Genomic DNA, 13,835 nt, shown 5'->3' on the forward strand with positions numbered 1-13,835 from the left:
AAAAACAATGATATTTGCCGTTTTAAGATAGGAAGTCACACGGTCTGTGTTCCTTAAGAACTAAGCTATGAATATCGACTAACAAACACTTCGCCTTAAAATTACTAGTATTAAGACGAAGTGCACACCCCTAATTAATCTAATGTAAAATTAGATTAGAGATAGATTTAATCATTGTGTTATTACGTTATAAGGGTAAATATTTTCGCGGTTTTGGAATGCCAAAATTGCCGTATTTTTAATTATTCCTTGCTCAATGTTTATTGCACGGCGAATGGTTTCATCTTTTTGCCACTGCAAAGCACCTTTGAGTATCGTTTGTAAATATACAATGAGCGCCGCAGAGATTGAACGCGTCGCGCTTTCCCATAAATAACTCGGTGTATGATCAACGCCATAATAATCCGTGTTGTTATATCGAAATAAAGGGTTTTTAAACGTTGTCGGCTTTGCAAAAAAGAATCCCATCCCCTCATCACAGCTAACATCAATAATTAAGCTGTTTGGTTTTAAGCACTCGGCTTCTGATTCAATGACAAAGTTAACCGGATGAGCTGTTTCTTGATAAGTCCCGTTCACTATAATATCGGCTTCGCTAATAAGATCGCTAAGTGGCCGATTAGTCCCATCATGCTCAACAACCATCATGCGAGACTCTCCTTCAATACCTTCTCGTACCTTAACATAGTGACAATCTAATATTTCTTCACGCACTTCGTGATCAGGACGCTGAATACAAATTGTAATATCTCTAAAGCCATGCGCTTTAAGAGCGTAAATAGCGCCTCTACTCACTGCACCAAAACTAAATATAATCGTTTTACGTTGATCGCCATAATGACCATCAATACCCTTAAGTTGCAAAGCATGTATTACTGCGCAATACCCTGCCATTTCATTGTTTTTATAAAAAGTATGGCGCCCTACATTTCCGTTTGGTGACCACACATACATATCTTCAAAAGCAATTAAGGTAAGTTTACGTTCAATTGCCGCTTGTGTTATTTCATGCTGTTGAACGCAGTGGGCATAACCCCAAATAGTGCCTCCTTCGCGCATTTCTTCTAAATCAGCAAGTACAGGCTTTGCAATAATGGCCGTTCCAATATGGGTAAGTATTTCGCTGCGCGATGCAATGCCACCCGTTAACGTTGCAATATATTCATCGCTAACATTAAAAGCGGTGCCATAGCCTTGTTCAAACACCATTTGTTTTCTAAGGTTTTCTGGAATTCGTAATAAGTGCTCTGGGTGAATAGGATACCGTCTTTCATCTGTCTTGCGGGATGTTCCGATAACGCCGATAGTTAATTCACTCATGCTAAGTCCTGTTTATAAAGTAAGTACGCTTGAGTTCACCAACGAATCATCATACTTCGCCAATAAACTTAGGCGGTGTTTTTATGTACGTTTTTGGCTCGGATGAACCAACTCTATTTTACAAAGGTGTAATTTTGGCAATAAATAATGAAGAGCAGTGAGTTAACTTGCATTAAGTTGCAAGCTGAAGACTATTACCTTTTGAGTAAAAGTGCTGACTGAGTATATCAGAAATAAATACTACTAACTTGAGTATCTCAAAATGAAATATAGAGAGTACTAGCCTGTAGAGCAGATTTAATCCACTTTAAATTGGGCTAGCTGAACGTTCAGCTTTTATATCAACTTCGGCTATGCCCATGAGCGAACGGTGGCACCAAAGTCACTTGTTATGTGATTTTTATCTTATATCATTGCTCTTCTTAAATTTTTTTACTTTAGCGCGCATATTTTTCATTGGTGATGAGGTATTAAGCTGGATCATTCTACCTAATGTATATTTTTTATACCAAGCAACACCGTAAAGATCATGCTCACTTAATGAACTAACTAGCGACAAAATATTATTTGTTGTTATTTTAAACTCAGAGATTAAGTCATTGTAGCTCCAATCACGATACTCAAAATAAAAACTTTGAGCTAGCCTTCCTAGTTCATTCCATTTATAACCAGTTGCAGGAAGCTCCACACATTGCTTAGCTGACGTAAGTTTATTCCACTGAATTACTAGCTTTCCCCAACCAATTAGATAAGCAAGCGTATCACTAACACTTATTTCTGTTCCTTTAACATTCCCTTCTACTCTAACAGTTCTAGATAGCTCTTCAGGAATGCTTGAGTAGTCCGCTAGAATTTTATCAAATATTAGTTGAATTGCTTGTTCCAATTCTTGTTTATTTTGGGGGACAGATGACAAGGGTGACTCCATTAACATAACGAGGCCGTAGAATAACTCCAACAGCCAAAATTAATTAAAAAACGAGCCCCAGCAATTAACTCTAAGCATTTTTAGAGCATTAGGTAATCCATTTGGATCCCATAAAACAGGCTGTTTTACTTCCATTTAAGTGCCTTGTTAACTGCTTTTTACTACGATTGCTAACGCAGCCACAATTAACGACGCAATAGCTGTAATCCAAGGGCCTAATTGCGCAATTTTATTGCGCCGTTCTTCGGCGGCCTTAAATATTACAAAGTCTAAAAGCTTAGTTAAATACTCCACTTCAAGCGGAGGTTTTTTAGAGTCTTCATTCTCATCGTCAGTTTCGTTTAGCCACTATTTAGCATGCCGAATTTGTAAGCTATAAAAATAGTCAGCAGTTTTTTTGCTTTTATTCTTCGATTTCCTAAATAGACCTTTAAAAGAACTAAGAACTACTTCAATTTCATCTTTATCTATTGATAGTGCTTTTGCTAAATTTGATGGAGTGCGTGCAGACCAACTGCTCATTGATAAATGTGTAACCAAAGCAATTAATGATTCTTGATGTTCTGAATATTTGGGATTCTGACTCATGGCTACCCTTGGCAGTTAACGAGCCTGTAGATTAACTCGTTTTTTATTTATTTTTATTGATAAATCAACCATAGCTGAGTTCCTATTTTGGTTCAATCGATTACTGTATTTTTCATAGAATATAAAAGCTGGTTTGGTATTGTTTTAACTGGCGTTTTGGAAGGGTTTACGGGTGTTTCAGTGGCTTTATTTTAAGTTAAAAGGGCTTACCCTTCTCAATGCATCGTGTTTTTCAGCTTTTCTATATTATGAACAAGGCAATACAGTTGCCGCAGCGTAAACTAAAGGCATTCACTTTCATTTTGTCTACATAGCTCAGCTTTTTACGTGATTCATTATTTATAACAATGCACTCTTCATACTGTTTTTGTTGGCTTTTTAGTAATAATTAGGATGAGTGTCATCCAAATTGAGCTTTAGCGCTTGCTGTCCACCTCAGGGCGTATTGTTATAAGTTTACTTTATATCCTGTCGGCTAATCTTAGGCACCAATGATTCAAACAATACGCTATCTGAATAAGCGATATATTCCGTGTGCCGTGAATAACTAAAACCTGGAATATTTGATTCTCTTGAAAAATAATGCATCATTGCACTTTCACATAGAACACCCAAGCATTTATTACTCATTCCTGCTTTAAGTTTTTCAAGTTTCTGCCTTATAAAGTTATTTGAAGCCCCTCGATGGATCGCTATTGTTGCTGACATTGAATCTGGGAAAAGCATATTCGTTTTTGGCAATAGATCTGTCACATTGATTGCAACCAAACCTTTTACTTTACTTGATTTGTGTAATTGAACTCTTTTAATAATTTGTTTGTTCGCTTTTTTTACATTTTTATCTATTCTGTTTTCAGATTTAATACGTTTACATTCAACAAACAATGTACCATCAATACCAAGATCTACGACTACATCACAAACCCCTGTTAATGAGACAGGAAAACCTGCTTTAATAAAGCGACACGCCACTGATAGTTCAAATAAAAAATCTCTAGCTTGATCATTATCACTGTTAGCTCGAAACTCTTGACCAGAAACAATTATTTTTATTTGTTCTATGAATTCTGAAGAGTTGATTGATTTTAAGTTATTGTAAATTCTTATTATTTCATTAACTTCAATGTATGCATTATCGAATTTTCTTTTAAATTTTATTAACTCATCTTTATCGTCTGGAACTGATGATGTTTTTGCCATTTCAATGAACTTATCAAAATGTCTTTTATACAAGCCATATCTATTTTTTGAATAAGAAAAACCCAATTCATTAAACCAGTCACATACTTCACCGTACATATCAATTACGTCTTCGAATTGATGTACAAAATTATCAGGGCGATTATCCACGAACCTTTCCTAAACTTATAACGAGCCTGTAGATTAACTCGTTTTTTTATTTATTTTTATTGATAAATAAACCATAGCTGAGTTCCTATTTTGATTCAATCGATTACTGTATTTTTCATAGAATATAAAAAGCTGGTTTAGTATTGTTTTAACTGATGTTTTGGAAGGAATTACGGGGATTTCAGTGGCTTTTATTTAGGATAAAAGGGCTTACCCTTCTCAATGCATCGTGTTTTTCAGCTTTTCTATATTATGAACAAGGCAATACAGTTGCCGCAGCGTAAACTAAAGGCATTCACTTTCATTTTGTCTACATAGCTCAGCTTTTTACGTGATTCATTATTTATAACAATGCACTCTTCATACTGTTTTTGTTGGCTTTTTAGTAATAATTAGGATGAGTGTCATCCTAATTGGTGATTTTGTTCAAAATTTAGGATAGGTGTCTTGTTAATTTTTATACATGTTGAATAAAAGCTTGATATCCTGACAGAGGGAGCCAAGCTTTTAAGATTACTTTGGTGAGTACAATTTATTTCTTGGCGTGATAGGCTTTTGAGATTGCGTAGCTATCCTCGAGCCAGTTCCAACTTTTAACCTTGCCATCCTCAACCTGAACGCGTACCGCCCAGCTGAATTTGCCAGTATCTACACCGGAATGGTTAAGAATTGCGCTCATGGTGCCCATAAATACGGCTTGGTTATCGTATGCAAAGCTGTAATCAGTCGTCCAGCTAGTGGTTTTAAGGGCTGCTCCAAATTCGGGAAAAAATTTATTTAGAACTGTGTCTTTTCCTTCCCAATTACCAATCCATGGCAATGACTTGTCGCCTTCGTTATGCCAAACAAAGTCATCGCTCATTAACGACTTAATTTTTTCCATATCACCAGAGCCCGCAGCCCATAAAAATGCTTGGGCCGTTTCAAGGGTTTTTGTTGAGTCAACAGTCTTTGCATCGCCTGCCTGTACAGCTGTTAGTTGGAACAAAGCAAAGAGGCTAGCGAGGCCAATGAGTAGTGTTTTTTTAGTCATTCTCTTTCTCCTGGTTGTCAGTATTCGAAGTCGAATGCATGAGAAGCAGGAACTTTTCGTCGCGTATGCTTAGGTTTCGCTCTCGCTCATTGCATTTGTCTAATAACTATACCTGTGCTAAATTTTAATAAAACTCGCTAATTAAACACATTAAGTATGCAAAAATGCACAACATAAGGTGGGGGGACCTTCAATACCTTCTCTCAGTTGCAAATGAGGGGTCGTTGTCTGCTGCTGCCCGGTCACTTGGGGTAAATCACAGCACCGTTTTGCGCCGGCTCGACACTTTTGAGCATCGCCACAAGTTAAGGGTATTTCATAAGCTTCCTACTGGATACAAATTAACGGTTGAGGGACAGAAACTCTTGGAGTCAGCAGTTGCGTTAGAGTCGACCGTGAAGGAGTTGGAGCGCAAGATTTTTGGACAAGAAATGAAGCTGGAAGGCTTGCTGCGCATAACCACAACAGACGCACTTTTCCGCTTAGTATTGGGTAATCATTTGGCTGCTTTTCACCAGCTTTACCCAAAAATTCAGTTAGATCTGAGTCTGACGTCACGTCGATTAGATATAGCCCATTTGGATGCAGATGTAGCGATACGCCCAGCTAGCGAGCTGCCAGATCCCTTAGCTGGTATGAAGTTGTGTGAGATTGCCTTTGGTGTATATGGAACTCCAAATTACATAAACAGCCTTCACGGTAAGCATCTGCTCGACTCAGCATCGTGGTTAGTCATGCACCAAAGTAAAGCATCGCTGCAGTTTTTTGAGCGCATATCGGAAGAAAAGATAGTGATGAAAACGGACTCTTTCGAGCCTCTGCTAATCGCGGCGGAGCAAGAGATGGGACTGGCGTTCCTGCCCCGATTTATTGGTGATAGTTCTGGCACTCTGCAAAAAGTTGATGTGGAAATAAAACAGCAAAGTATAGATCTTTGGATTATGACGCATCGCGATCTTAAGAAGTCTGCCAGAGTAGAAGCATTTTTTGATTTTATGAAAGAAGCAATTAAGCCAGATCATACTCGTTTGGCGGGTTTCGGCACTTAAACTCCGAGATTTCGGCACTCGATAATTTTTAACGTGTGCCTGCCCTACTTATTCAAGATTCGACGTCTCCCCGTCTTCAGTAGCAGATGGCTTTAGAGTCCTGGGTCAATGTAGCGGCTTTCGAGGCCAGTAGCTCTGTATAAGCCGATGGGATCATTTTAAAGCTCCTGTAAGTGTGCCACTCATCACTTGCGGCCTAACGAGGCTGTAGAATAACTCCAACAGCAAAATCCAATTAAAAATCGAGTTCCTGTAATTAACGCTAAGCGCTTTTAAAGCATTAGGTAATGCATCTGAAAACCATAAAATAAACAAGACAGCCACTTTAATTAAGCAACAAGATTGCACCATTAAATTTAATTTTTAGGTTAATAATTTATCTTTTATTACGGTAAAAATGGTCAAAAATAACATTAATACCTATTGACAGAGTTAAGGCTCATATATGATGTGAGTTTAGTTAGCAGTAGCCCCTAGTTTTGACATATCATTAATCCATTTAATTCTAGACTCTTTAGTAGAGCTTATAATAGGGCCAATCATTTTACTTTTCACAGAACCAAAACCAACGAATTTGAGTGTTGTTGTCTTTAATTGTTTGATAGCTGGGGCACCTTGAATCCAAAAGTAATACCATGGTGGGGTATCCATCGTCATCACAATTCGGGCTGTTTTCCCTTCCAGTAATTTTTTGGGAATAGATTTACCTTTCTCGTATTCAAATGCAAAACCAGGCAGAAATGTTCGATCAATAAGTCCTTTTAATTTTGCAGGTACTGCCCCCCACCAAATGGGTGTAAAAATAACTAAATGATCGCACCACTCAATATAGGCCTGAAATGACTTTAACGTATCTTCTAAGGAGGCTTTTTCATCATATCCGCTGGAAAGATCGATGTTGAACTCCATATCTGATATTTTTATCAGCTGGACCTCGTGTTTATTTTTAGCTGAATCTAAGTAAGCCTCAGCTAAAGAACTTACAAAACTATCTTTCTTAGGATTTCCCACCAGAACTAATACCCGCTTACTCATCTCATTATCCAATAATTAATTATGTGAGATGGAGTTTACCGTCTCCCCATTAGGGGAGAGTCAAATGTTTATTTAGGGATTTATCTGGTTATAGCATTTATCAATATTATTGACTTGCTTATTTATATCCTCAATTTTGCTAATTAATTCTTTTCTTATCTCGCTTAAAAATTGTTTAATTTTTTTCCAGTCAACTTTGTTATCATTGTAAACGATAACGCCTCTAAGTTTAGACAGCGTTATTCCTAAATCCTTTGCCTCTTTAATTAATATGAGAAGCTCTATATCTGTTTCATCATATACTCTATAGCGGCCTTTTCTTTCCGGCTGCCTTATCAATCCTTTTTCTTCATAGAATCGAATTGCCTTAATAGATAATCCTGTTTTTTTTGATGCTTCACCAATGTACATATAATACCGACTTATAACGAGGCAGTAGAATAACTTCAACAGCCAGATTCAATTAAAAAATGAGTCCTATAATCAACTTTGAGCATTTTTATTGACGTAATGCCGACTATCTATAAGACCTACTAGAAGCACTACTAGCCTCTATTTATTCTTTCACTTTACCTTTAGGAGGCCAAAAATGGAGGACACCTTCCCTATTTTAGCGCGAAAATATCCTTATTTTATAAGTTTTTATTAATACCAAAAAGTATAAGCTATTGCTATTAATAAATATTATGCTTGGGCTAGATTGTTTTATCATGTAAAGGTGAGTAAAGTTTCATTTAGCTAATGACAACTAATCCTCAATGACCGCTATTCGCTGAAGTACTGCTGGGTGCCATTAATGGCCATAAAAATCTTAGCCACTGGTTAGTTACCTTTGCTTTATTTAGAAATAGCTTTTTGAAGACCATAGGTTAATAACACTGCAAAAGCACTGCGGTGAGACAACCCTGCTAATACTTTGGATTGGATACTTAACCCTCGACAATTTCGTGACTTTAACTGAGTCTCAAATGCTAGCATTTCTTCAACCATGCTGCCCTCCTCACTACCAATGTATATAAACACTTGTGCTTTCATGGCCTTATTGCTTTTTGCATAGTTACTTTCCAGCCGAAACATCGCTTTATTGTCATACCAGAACGATGGACTACCTAAAATGTAATACTCAAACAATTCAGGATGAGTGATCAAAATGTTGGCGCCAAGCAACCCGCCATATGAGTAAACAACAAATATCTTTTTGTCCGGCTTAATTCGGTACATATGGTTAATAAGAGGTAAAACTTCATCTGAAATGAAACTTATGTACTGGTTGGCTTGACCAGAATGCTTTTGAGGTTGGAGCGAGTACCCCCTTCATTTGAGGCATATGTTGGTGTGTAGTCACTTGTACGACTAATCAAAGGGTCATGTCCTTTGGAGTATGAAATCCCGACTATAATGACATCCTTAAAATATCTGCCCCCATTAGATGTACAATGCCACTCGCCGCTGCAACGAAGTAGCCCGTGTCTTTCAATAATACCAGAGGGTACTTTTTATTGCTTTGTGAATAATTGTTGGGCAAGCGTATATAAAGCTCATATTCTAATCCACTTTTTTCAGATTTGATTCAAGGTATGCGTATTTCGAATTTTAACTTCTGTATTCTTCTTCGCACTTAACGCTATAGAGCAAAAAACAACAGCAAAGGCCAGCTTAAAAACATTCTTTCTTTTCCTTAAATGTGTAAGAACTAAATTTTTTGCTGCTTTTTATTCGAAAGATTTCTAATTTTATTTGCAATAGGCCTTTCGAAGAAAACATACGATACATACGCAAAAAACACACTTAAGCTCAGTGATAACAACAGCTTAAGTTCATTGTTTAAATTTAATTTATTAACTATTCCGATAATAGGCATATGCAATAAATAGAATGAGTAAGACACCTTCCCTAAAAAGTCACCAATTTTATTTGCTAAAACAATATTTTTATTTGGTACTAAAAAAACAACACAAAAGAATACTGTGCTCATAACAAATAAAACTTCATAACTAAGCCACATCTTTTTTTTGTCGCCCTCGTTAATAGGTGAAAACTCAGGATACAATAGAGGTATTAAACATAAAGCTAATATAAACCAGTTACTTTTCATATAACTTGTCACTTTAAGTGATTTGTAATGCAAACCAAATATAACGCCAATAAAAAAATACGGAAACGTTCTTAAAGTACTAAAAAAGTTGTAAGGAATACTTTCAATTTCACCAAATAACCTTGGGAAATCAGCTAAATACCAAAACATCATAAAGGCTACGATTAATAAATATATATACCCTTTCCTTTCGCCTGCTAAAGACCAGAAAGCTACAAATATAATATAAAATTGTATTTCTGGTGGAATTGACCAAAGCACACTTTCGCCATGTATAAACAAAAGGTGCCCTATTAACGAATTAAGATCAGTTATGTTGTATAAAATATCATAGTTATTTTGTGTTAATAAGTAAGAGCTAAATACAATTACAAGGTATAGGGGTAAAACTCGGCCAGCTCTGGCTAATAAGTATCGTTCAATATTTGCTCTGCTAAACTTAGTGTCTAAATAAAGAAGTGACATTAAAAACCCACTAAGAAGGAAAAATAACATTACACCATAGGCTCCAGAACCACCCCCTAGAGAGCCATTTAACCAATGAGTTATATCTGAAAAGTGGGTAACAAATACAATAAGGGCGGCTAAAGCTCTTAAAGAGTTTAATTTTCTAATTTCCATGAAGTTGATTTAATCCTTAGCTTATTACTTTTTAAGTTGTTCAAATTGAATTATCGGCTGTATGATCTTAGATCTTATACAATACTACTGAGGCTTTTTACGTTTTAACCAGGCTTTAACGGGTACTATCCATTCTTTTCTGGGGATAAAAAAAGCGCCATGTTCTTTACCCGTTGAAATCGAAACTTCTTTATAAGAACTAACAGTGCCAAGATTCCTAGCAACTACATTGTCACACGAACCAACAGAATCAGATGTTTCATATACTGATAATAAATGACCATAAATAGCGATTTCTGCTCTTTTAGCTAATCCGCTTGTACAAGCCGCTAAGATTACAAAGTTAATATCCATGTTTTTTAAATTACTCGATGCAATTGCCGTGATAAGCCCACCACGGGAAAAGCCAACTAAGGTTATGTTACTTGCAAGTACGCCATTTTTTAGTAATTTAGTTACTTGTTTAGATAGCTGTTCAGCATATTTAAAAGGATGGGTTTTCGCTGGTCGATGAGTAGCAATTAAATGATAGCTTGAGTCACCAAGTTCCTTTTTAATAGCTGGAAAATTATATTGCCCCCAGCGCTCATGGACAGGTTTAGGATCTATGCCCTCTACAATGAATCCGTGAGAATAAAAAACATATTTATCAGATGAATTTATTGTGTCTGGGAGGCTATCAAATATTTCACTGCCATAGCTAAATGAACTAAAAAGAATAGTAAAAATAATAAAACATTTTTCTTTAAACATATCATACCTTTATAAAGCTATAAGTGCCTGAAATAGAAGCTATTACCTTGTAGTTTTAGCGCCGAGCACTAAACTAGGATCAACTCTTTGATTGTCTTTAATTACTTCAAAATGAAGATGAACCCCTGTCGCTTTACCTGTATCACCAATAACGCCAATAACCTGCCCAGCTTTAACCCAAGAACCGACTTTGGCCTTACTCGATTCTAGATGTGCATATAACGTTTGGTAGCCATTCTTATGTTGAATTAATACAGTATTTCCATAGTTCGAATGCAAGGTTTTGTTATCTGAAATAACTATTATTCCATCAGCAGCAGACAGCACAGGGCTACCTCTTTCTCCAACATAGTCAACACCACGATGTGGCTTATAATCTCTAACCTTGCTGATGCTACGAAATGTTGAGCTTATCGTATGGTTATCTAGTGGGTGCTGCCAAGTTAGATTGCCTGTCATTGCGGAATCTTTTAAAAATATATGCAGACTAAAAATAACAAGTAACATTAAAAAGAACTTTAAAGTTAAAGTAAGTCGGCTTTTATTCGTTGGATAAGCAATGTGTGTAAGCCTCGCTTTGTAATCATCAGCGCAAAGCGCACCAGAATTAAATTGAGCGACTGGATTGTTGTTATCAAATTGAACGCTTTTTTTTAATGATTGCAACAGTGCCTTGGCATAATCATGTTTGTTAAAATTAAAGCGACATATTGTCAGCCTGTCACACTTGTGTTCCATAGCGCGAATAAACTGCCATTCCATCTTTTTAACAAATGGGTTTATCCATAAAAGGGTGCTTAAGACCCTCCATAAAAGAATTGTAATATGATCTTTGTTTGTAATATGCGTTAGCTCATGTTGGATCAAAATGTTTTGTTGATCCTTTTTTAGCGATGAAAAATAGTTAGGTAGCACGATATAGGGCGCCGCTATGCCAATGACAAAAGGGCTATGGTTTAGCGAGGAAATTACAACCTTCACTTTACTAGTCGACAGCTCATTTATTAACTCAGATGCTCTTGATAAGCTTTTGAGGTTTTGCCAAACAGCTAATAGTTTAATTAATTTTAAGCAGGTAAAACCAAAGTAACCAACAATTAGCGCTGTTGCGATTAAATCTACTTTCTGCAAACTTGCATGAGTAATACTGGCTTGTTTTACTATTTGTACACTTTCTAAGCTTGAGTTTATATAATCCAAATCAGCAATAGGTATATTAAGAGTGCCAAGAGACAAAGAGATAAAGGGTAAAAAGCTAGCTAAAAGCGCTGACCACCAAATACTTGGCGAGGTATTATCGTACTTGGTTATATAAGATGAGCAAGCATAAGCAAAGCCAGAAAATATAAGCCAAGGAAAAATACTATTTACTATGAATTGAATAATGAAAGAGTCCACTACTTTTGTTTTTCATCCTTTGAGAGTTGATTTAATAGTTCCTCTAATTCATCGATTTCTGCTTTATTTATTAAACGGCTATCAGCGAACATAGTGACAGGTAGAGGTTCATCTAACTCTAAGACATTGGTTGCGAACTCCTGCATGTAGGATGCAAGCGTCGGTATTTTCTCAATTAATGCCTTAAAGGTTTTTTTGTTGCCTGAGGAACCTACTTCTAAAATTCCCTTATTGCCCATTCTTTCCAAGGTTTTACGTGTAGATGAGTATGACCATCCATACTTTAATGCCAAGTGTTCATGGATTTCTTTGGCTGTGCGTGGCTGCTTTTTCCAAAGTAATTTCAGTATTTCTAACTCTGTTGAATTTGGCTTCATATAAAAACTTAAAAAGTGTGACTTGTGTCGCACTTTAACATTCGGTATGTTACAAAGCAACTTTGTGACACATGTCACACTTTGATTTTGGAAATTTATGAAAATTTATTTTAAAAATGTGATTTATAGCTTCCGTTTGAATTTTTGTAACCCTTCACTCGGAAGAATCAACTTCGAACAAGTTTTTGCAGACTGATTTAACTACTTTTTTAATCGCTAGATATACGGCTAAAAATTCCAATATTAAACTTATAAAGCAAAATTAAGGAAAAATATCAGATGAAACTGTTTTTTGTAAAATGCTTAACTTTTATTATTATGTTTAACGTAAGCTGCGACAATGCAGCAGTTGCTGAAGATCGTAGTTTTGAAATTGCTAGCAGCAAGGTTGTGACGATTGACTCTGAAGTACTGGGCAAGAAATATGATTTATTTATCAAAGTGCCCCGTAGTTACTTCTTGGAAGGAAATAAATCATTTAAGTATCCTGTACTTTACTTAAATGATGGTCCTTATACCTTCAAAGTTGCTGCTGGTGCAACTCATATGCGAAACATGGATAACGTCATTGTGGTTGGTATTTCATTTGCTCATGGAGAAAATGGCCAATTCAGTCGAGTTAGGGATTTAACCCCTGTAGTTAACAAGAGCTGGACACAATACACAACCGGTGGAGCAAACAAGTATTTAGAGTTTATTGAAAAAGAAGTCTTTCAATACATTGATCACAATTACCGAGTTAACGCTAAACAACGAATATTGTCTGGGCAATCATTGGGAGGTTTATTTGGTGCTTGGGTACTGTTAACTAGGCCGGAGCTGTTTTCTGCTTACATCTTAACTAGCCCTTCGCTTTGGTTTAAAAATGATTGGATATTTGAATTAGAAGATAAGTATGCCAAGAAGAATAAGTCCTTGAAGGCCAATGTGTTTATGGCAACTGGCGCATTAGAGACTTTAGATAATGGTATGAAAGAAGATATGGTCGCAGGTCATATGAAGTTTGCTAACCGTTTACGATCACGCAATTACCAAGGATTAAAACTAGAGGATGAAGTAGTAAAAGGAACAGATCACTACTCAACTTTTCCTGTTGGACTTTCAAAAGGGTTGGTACTATTTTACGAATCACAAAAATAACGCTAGTGCGATAGTCTGCTTTTCACTGCAGACTATTAGCTTTATGTGCTTTTTAGTTGCTTATTACACAAACTGCGCAACTACGTCTTTTTACAAAAACTACGTCACGTCTAATGTTATTCATTTTCACAACATGGCCGAAAGTTGA

The 13,835-nt window shown here is 36.3% G+C and carries 14 protein-coding genes; 2 read left to right on the plus strand and 12 right to left on the minus strand.

Going from position 1 to position 13,835, the window contains the following annotated elements; genetic code table 11:
• Nucleotides 1–171 precede the first annotated feature (171 nt).
• The 5 genes from DC53_RS15485 to DC53_RS0120375 form a co-directional block, all read right to left on the minus strand.
• Complete coding sequence (locus tag DC53_RS15485) at nt 172–1,320, minus strand: N(5)-(carboxyethyl)ornithine synthase (RefSeq protein WP_033022886.1); 1,149 nt, start codon at nt 1,318–1,320, stop codon at nt 172–174.
• Between the two features lie 400 nt (nt 1,321–1,720).
• On the minus strand, nt 1,721–2,236 hold the full coding sequence (locus DC53_RS15480) for a ClbS/DfsB family four-helix bundle protein (RefSeq protein WP_007375148.1): 516 nt from the start codon (nt 2,234–2,236) through the stop codon (nt 1,721–1,723).
• Nucleotides 2,237–2,596: 360 nt separating this feature from the next.
• Nucleotides 2,597–2,836 carry a hypothetical protein gene (locus DC53_RS15475; protein ID WP_033028777.1) on the minus strand — a complete coding sequence of 80 codons (240 nt, stop codon included), beginning with the start codon at nt 2,834–2,836 and terminating at the stop codon, nt 2,597–2,599.
• Nucleotides 2,837–3,292: 456 nt separating this feature from the next.
• A complete protein-coding gene (locus DC53_RS15470; RefSeq protein WP_045984455.1) occupies nt 3,293–4,186 on the minus strand; it encodes a hypothetical protein in 894 nt (297 codons plus the stop codon).
• A gap of 532 nt (nt 4,187–4,718) precedes the next feature.
• Nucleotides 4,719–5,219, minus strand: a complete 501-nt coding sequence (locus tag DC53_RS0120375; protein ID WP_007375151.1) for a nuclear transport factor 2 family protein — start codon at nt 5,217–5,219, stop codon at nt 4,719–4,721.
• A gap of 164 nt (nt 5,220–5,383) precedes the next feature.
• Between DC53_RS0120375 and DC53_RS15465 the strand changes: the two genes are divergently transcribed.
• Nucleotides 5,384–6,268 (plus strand): LysR family transcriptional regulator, encoded by an 885-nt coding sequence (locus tag DC53_RS15465; RefSeq protein ID WP_033028778.1) that lies wholly within the window; start codon nt 5,384–5,386, stop codon nt 6,266–6,268.
• A gap of 456 nt (nt 6,269–6,724) precedes the next feature.
• Here the strand turns inward: DC53_RS15465 and DC53_RS15460 are convergent, their stop codons facing one another.
• From DC53_RS15460 to DC53_RS15435, 7 genes are all read right to left on the minus strand, one after another.
• Nucleotides 6,725–7,303: an NAD(P)H-dependent oxidoreductase gene (locus DC53_RS15460; protein WP_033028780.1), complete on the minus strand. Its 579-nt coding sequence runs from the start codon at nt 7,301–7,303 to the stop codon at nt 6,725–6,727.
• Nucleotides 7,304–7,375: 72 nt separating this feature from the next.
• Nucleotides 7,376–7,714, minus strand: coding sequence for a MerR family transcriptional regulator (locus DC53_RS15455; RefSeq protein ID WP_008138200.1), 339 nt, complete (start codon nt 7,712–7,714; stop codon nt 7,376–7,378).
• Between the two features lie 426 nt (nt 7,715–8,140).
• Complete coding sequence (locus DC53_RS22525) at nt 8,141–8,566, minus strand: alpha/beta hydrolase (protein WP_338108972.1); 426 nt, start codon at nt 8,564–8,566, stop codon at nt 8,141–8,143.
• Between the two features lie 430 nt (nt 8,567–8,996).
• Nucleotides 8,997–10,019: an acyltransferase family protein gene (locus DC53_RS15450; RefSeq protein ID WP_033028781.1), complete on the minus strand. Its 1,023-nt coding sequence runs from the start codon at nt 10,017–10,019 to the stop codon at nt 8,997–8,999.
• Nucleotides 10,020–10,103: 84 nt separating this feature from the next.
• Nucleotides 10,104–10,772 (minus strand): hypothetical protein, encoded by a 669-nt coding sequence (locus DC53_RS15445; RefSeq protein WP_033028782.1) that lies wholly within the window; start codon nt 10,770–10,772, stop codon nt 10,104–10,106.
• A 42-nt stretch (nt 10,773–10,814) separates the two neighbouring features.
• A complete protein-coding gene (locus DC53_RS15440; RefSeq protein WP_033028783.1) occupies nt 10,815–12,170 on the minus strand; it encodes a M23/M56 family metallopeptidase in 1,356 nt (451 codons plus the stop codon).
• Nucleotides 12,170–12,547 carry a BlaI/MecI/CopY family transcriptional regulator gene (locus DC53_RS15435; RefSeq protein ID WP_033016230.1) on the minus strand — a complete coding sequence of 126 codons (378 nt, stop codon included), beginning with the start codon at nt 12,545–12,547 and terminating at the stop codon, nt 12,170–12,172. The genes DC53_RS15440 and DC53_RS15435 overlap by 1 nt, the downstream gene beginning before the upstream one ends.
• A 279-nt stretch (nt 12,548–12,826) precedes the next feature.
• Here DC53_RS15435 and DC53_RS15430 point away from each other — a divergent pair, with 279 nt between their 5' ends.
• Nucleotides 12,827–13,687, plus strand: coding sequence for an alpha/beta hydrolase (locus DC53_RS15430; RefSeq protein ID WP_033028784.1), 861 nt, complete (start codon nt 12,827–12,829; stop codon nt 13,685–13,687).
• Nucleotides 13,688–13,835 lie beyond the last annotated feature (148 nt).

The organism is Pseudoalteromonas fuliginea, from assembly GCF_000690055.1.
Lineage (GTDB): Bacteria > Pseudomonadota > Gammaproteobacteria > Enterobacterales > Alteromonadaceae > Pseudoalteromonas > Pseudoalteromonas fuliginea.

Excerpts from the sequence above, each read along its gene's own strand:
- DC53_RS15485 (WP_033022886.1), bottom strand. The coding sequence starts at position 1,320 with ATGAGTGAATTAACTATCGGCGTTATCGGAACATCCCGCAAGACAGAT.
- DC53_RS15475 (WP_033028777.1), bottom strand. The coding sequence starts at position 2,836 with ATGAGTCAGAATCCCAAATATTCAGAACATCAAGAATCATTAATTGCT.
- DC53_RS0120375 (WP_007375151.1), bottom strand. The coding sequence starts at position 5,219 with ATGACTAAAAAAACACTACTCATTGGCCTCGCTAGCCTCTTTGCTTTG.
- DC53_RS15465 (WP_033028778.1), top strand. The coding sequence starts at position 5,384 with ATGCACAACATAAGGTGGGGGGACCTTCAATACCTTCTCTCAGTTGCA.
- DC53_RS15460 (WP_033028780.1), bottom strand. The coding sequence starts at position 7,303 with ATGAGTAAGCGGGTATTAGTTCTGGTGGGAAATCCTAAGAAAGATAGT.
- DC53_RS15455 (WP_008138200.1), bottom strand. The coding sequence starts at position 7,714 with ATGTACATTGGTGAAGCATCAAAAAAAACAGGATTATCTATTAAGGCA.
- DC53_RS15450 (WP_033028781.1), bottom strand. The coding sequence starts at position 10,019 with ATGGAAATTAGAAAATTAAACTCTTTAAGAGCTTTAGCCGCCCTTATT.
- DC53_RS15445 (WP_033028782.1), bottom strand. The coding sequence starts at position 10,772 with ATGTTTAAAGAAAAATGTTTTATTATTTTTACTATTCTTTTTAGTTCA.
- DC53_RS15435 (WP_033016230.1), bottom strand. The coding sequence starts at position 12,547 with ATGAAGCCAAATTCAACAGAGTTAGAAATACTGAAATTACTTTGGAAA.
- DC53_RS15430 (WP_033028784.1), top strand. The coding sequence starts at position 12,827 with ATGAAACTGTTTTTTGTAAAATGCTTAACTTTTATTATTATGTTTAAC.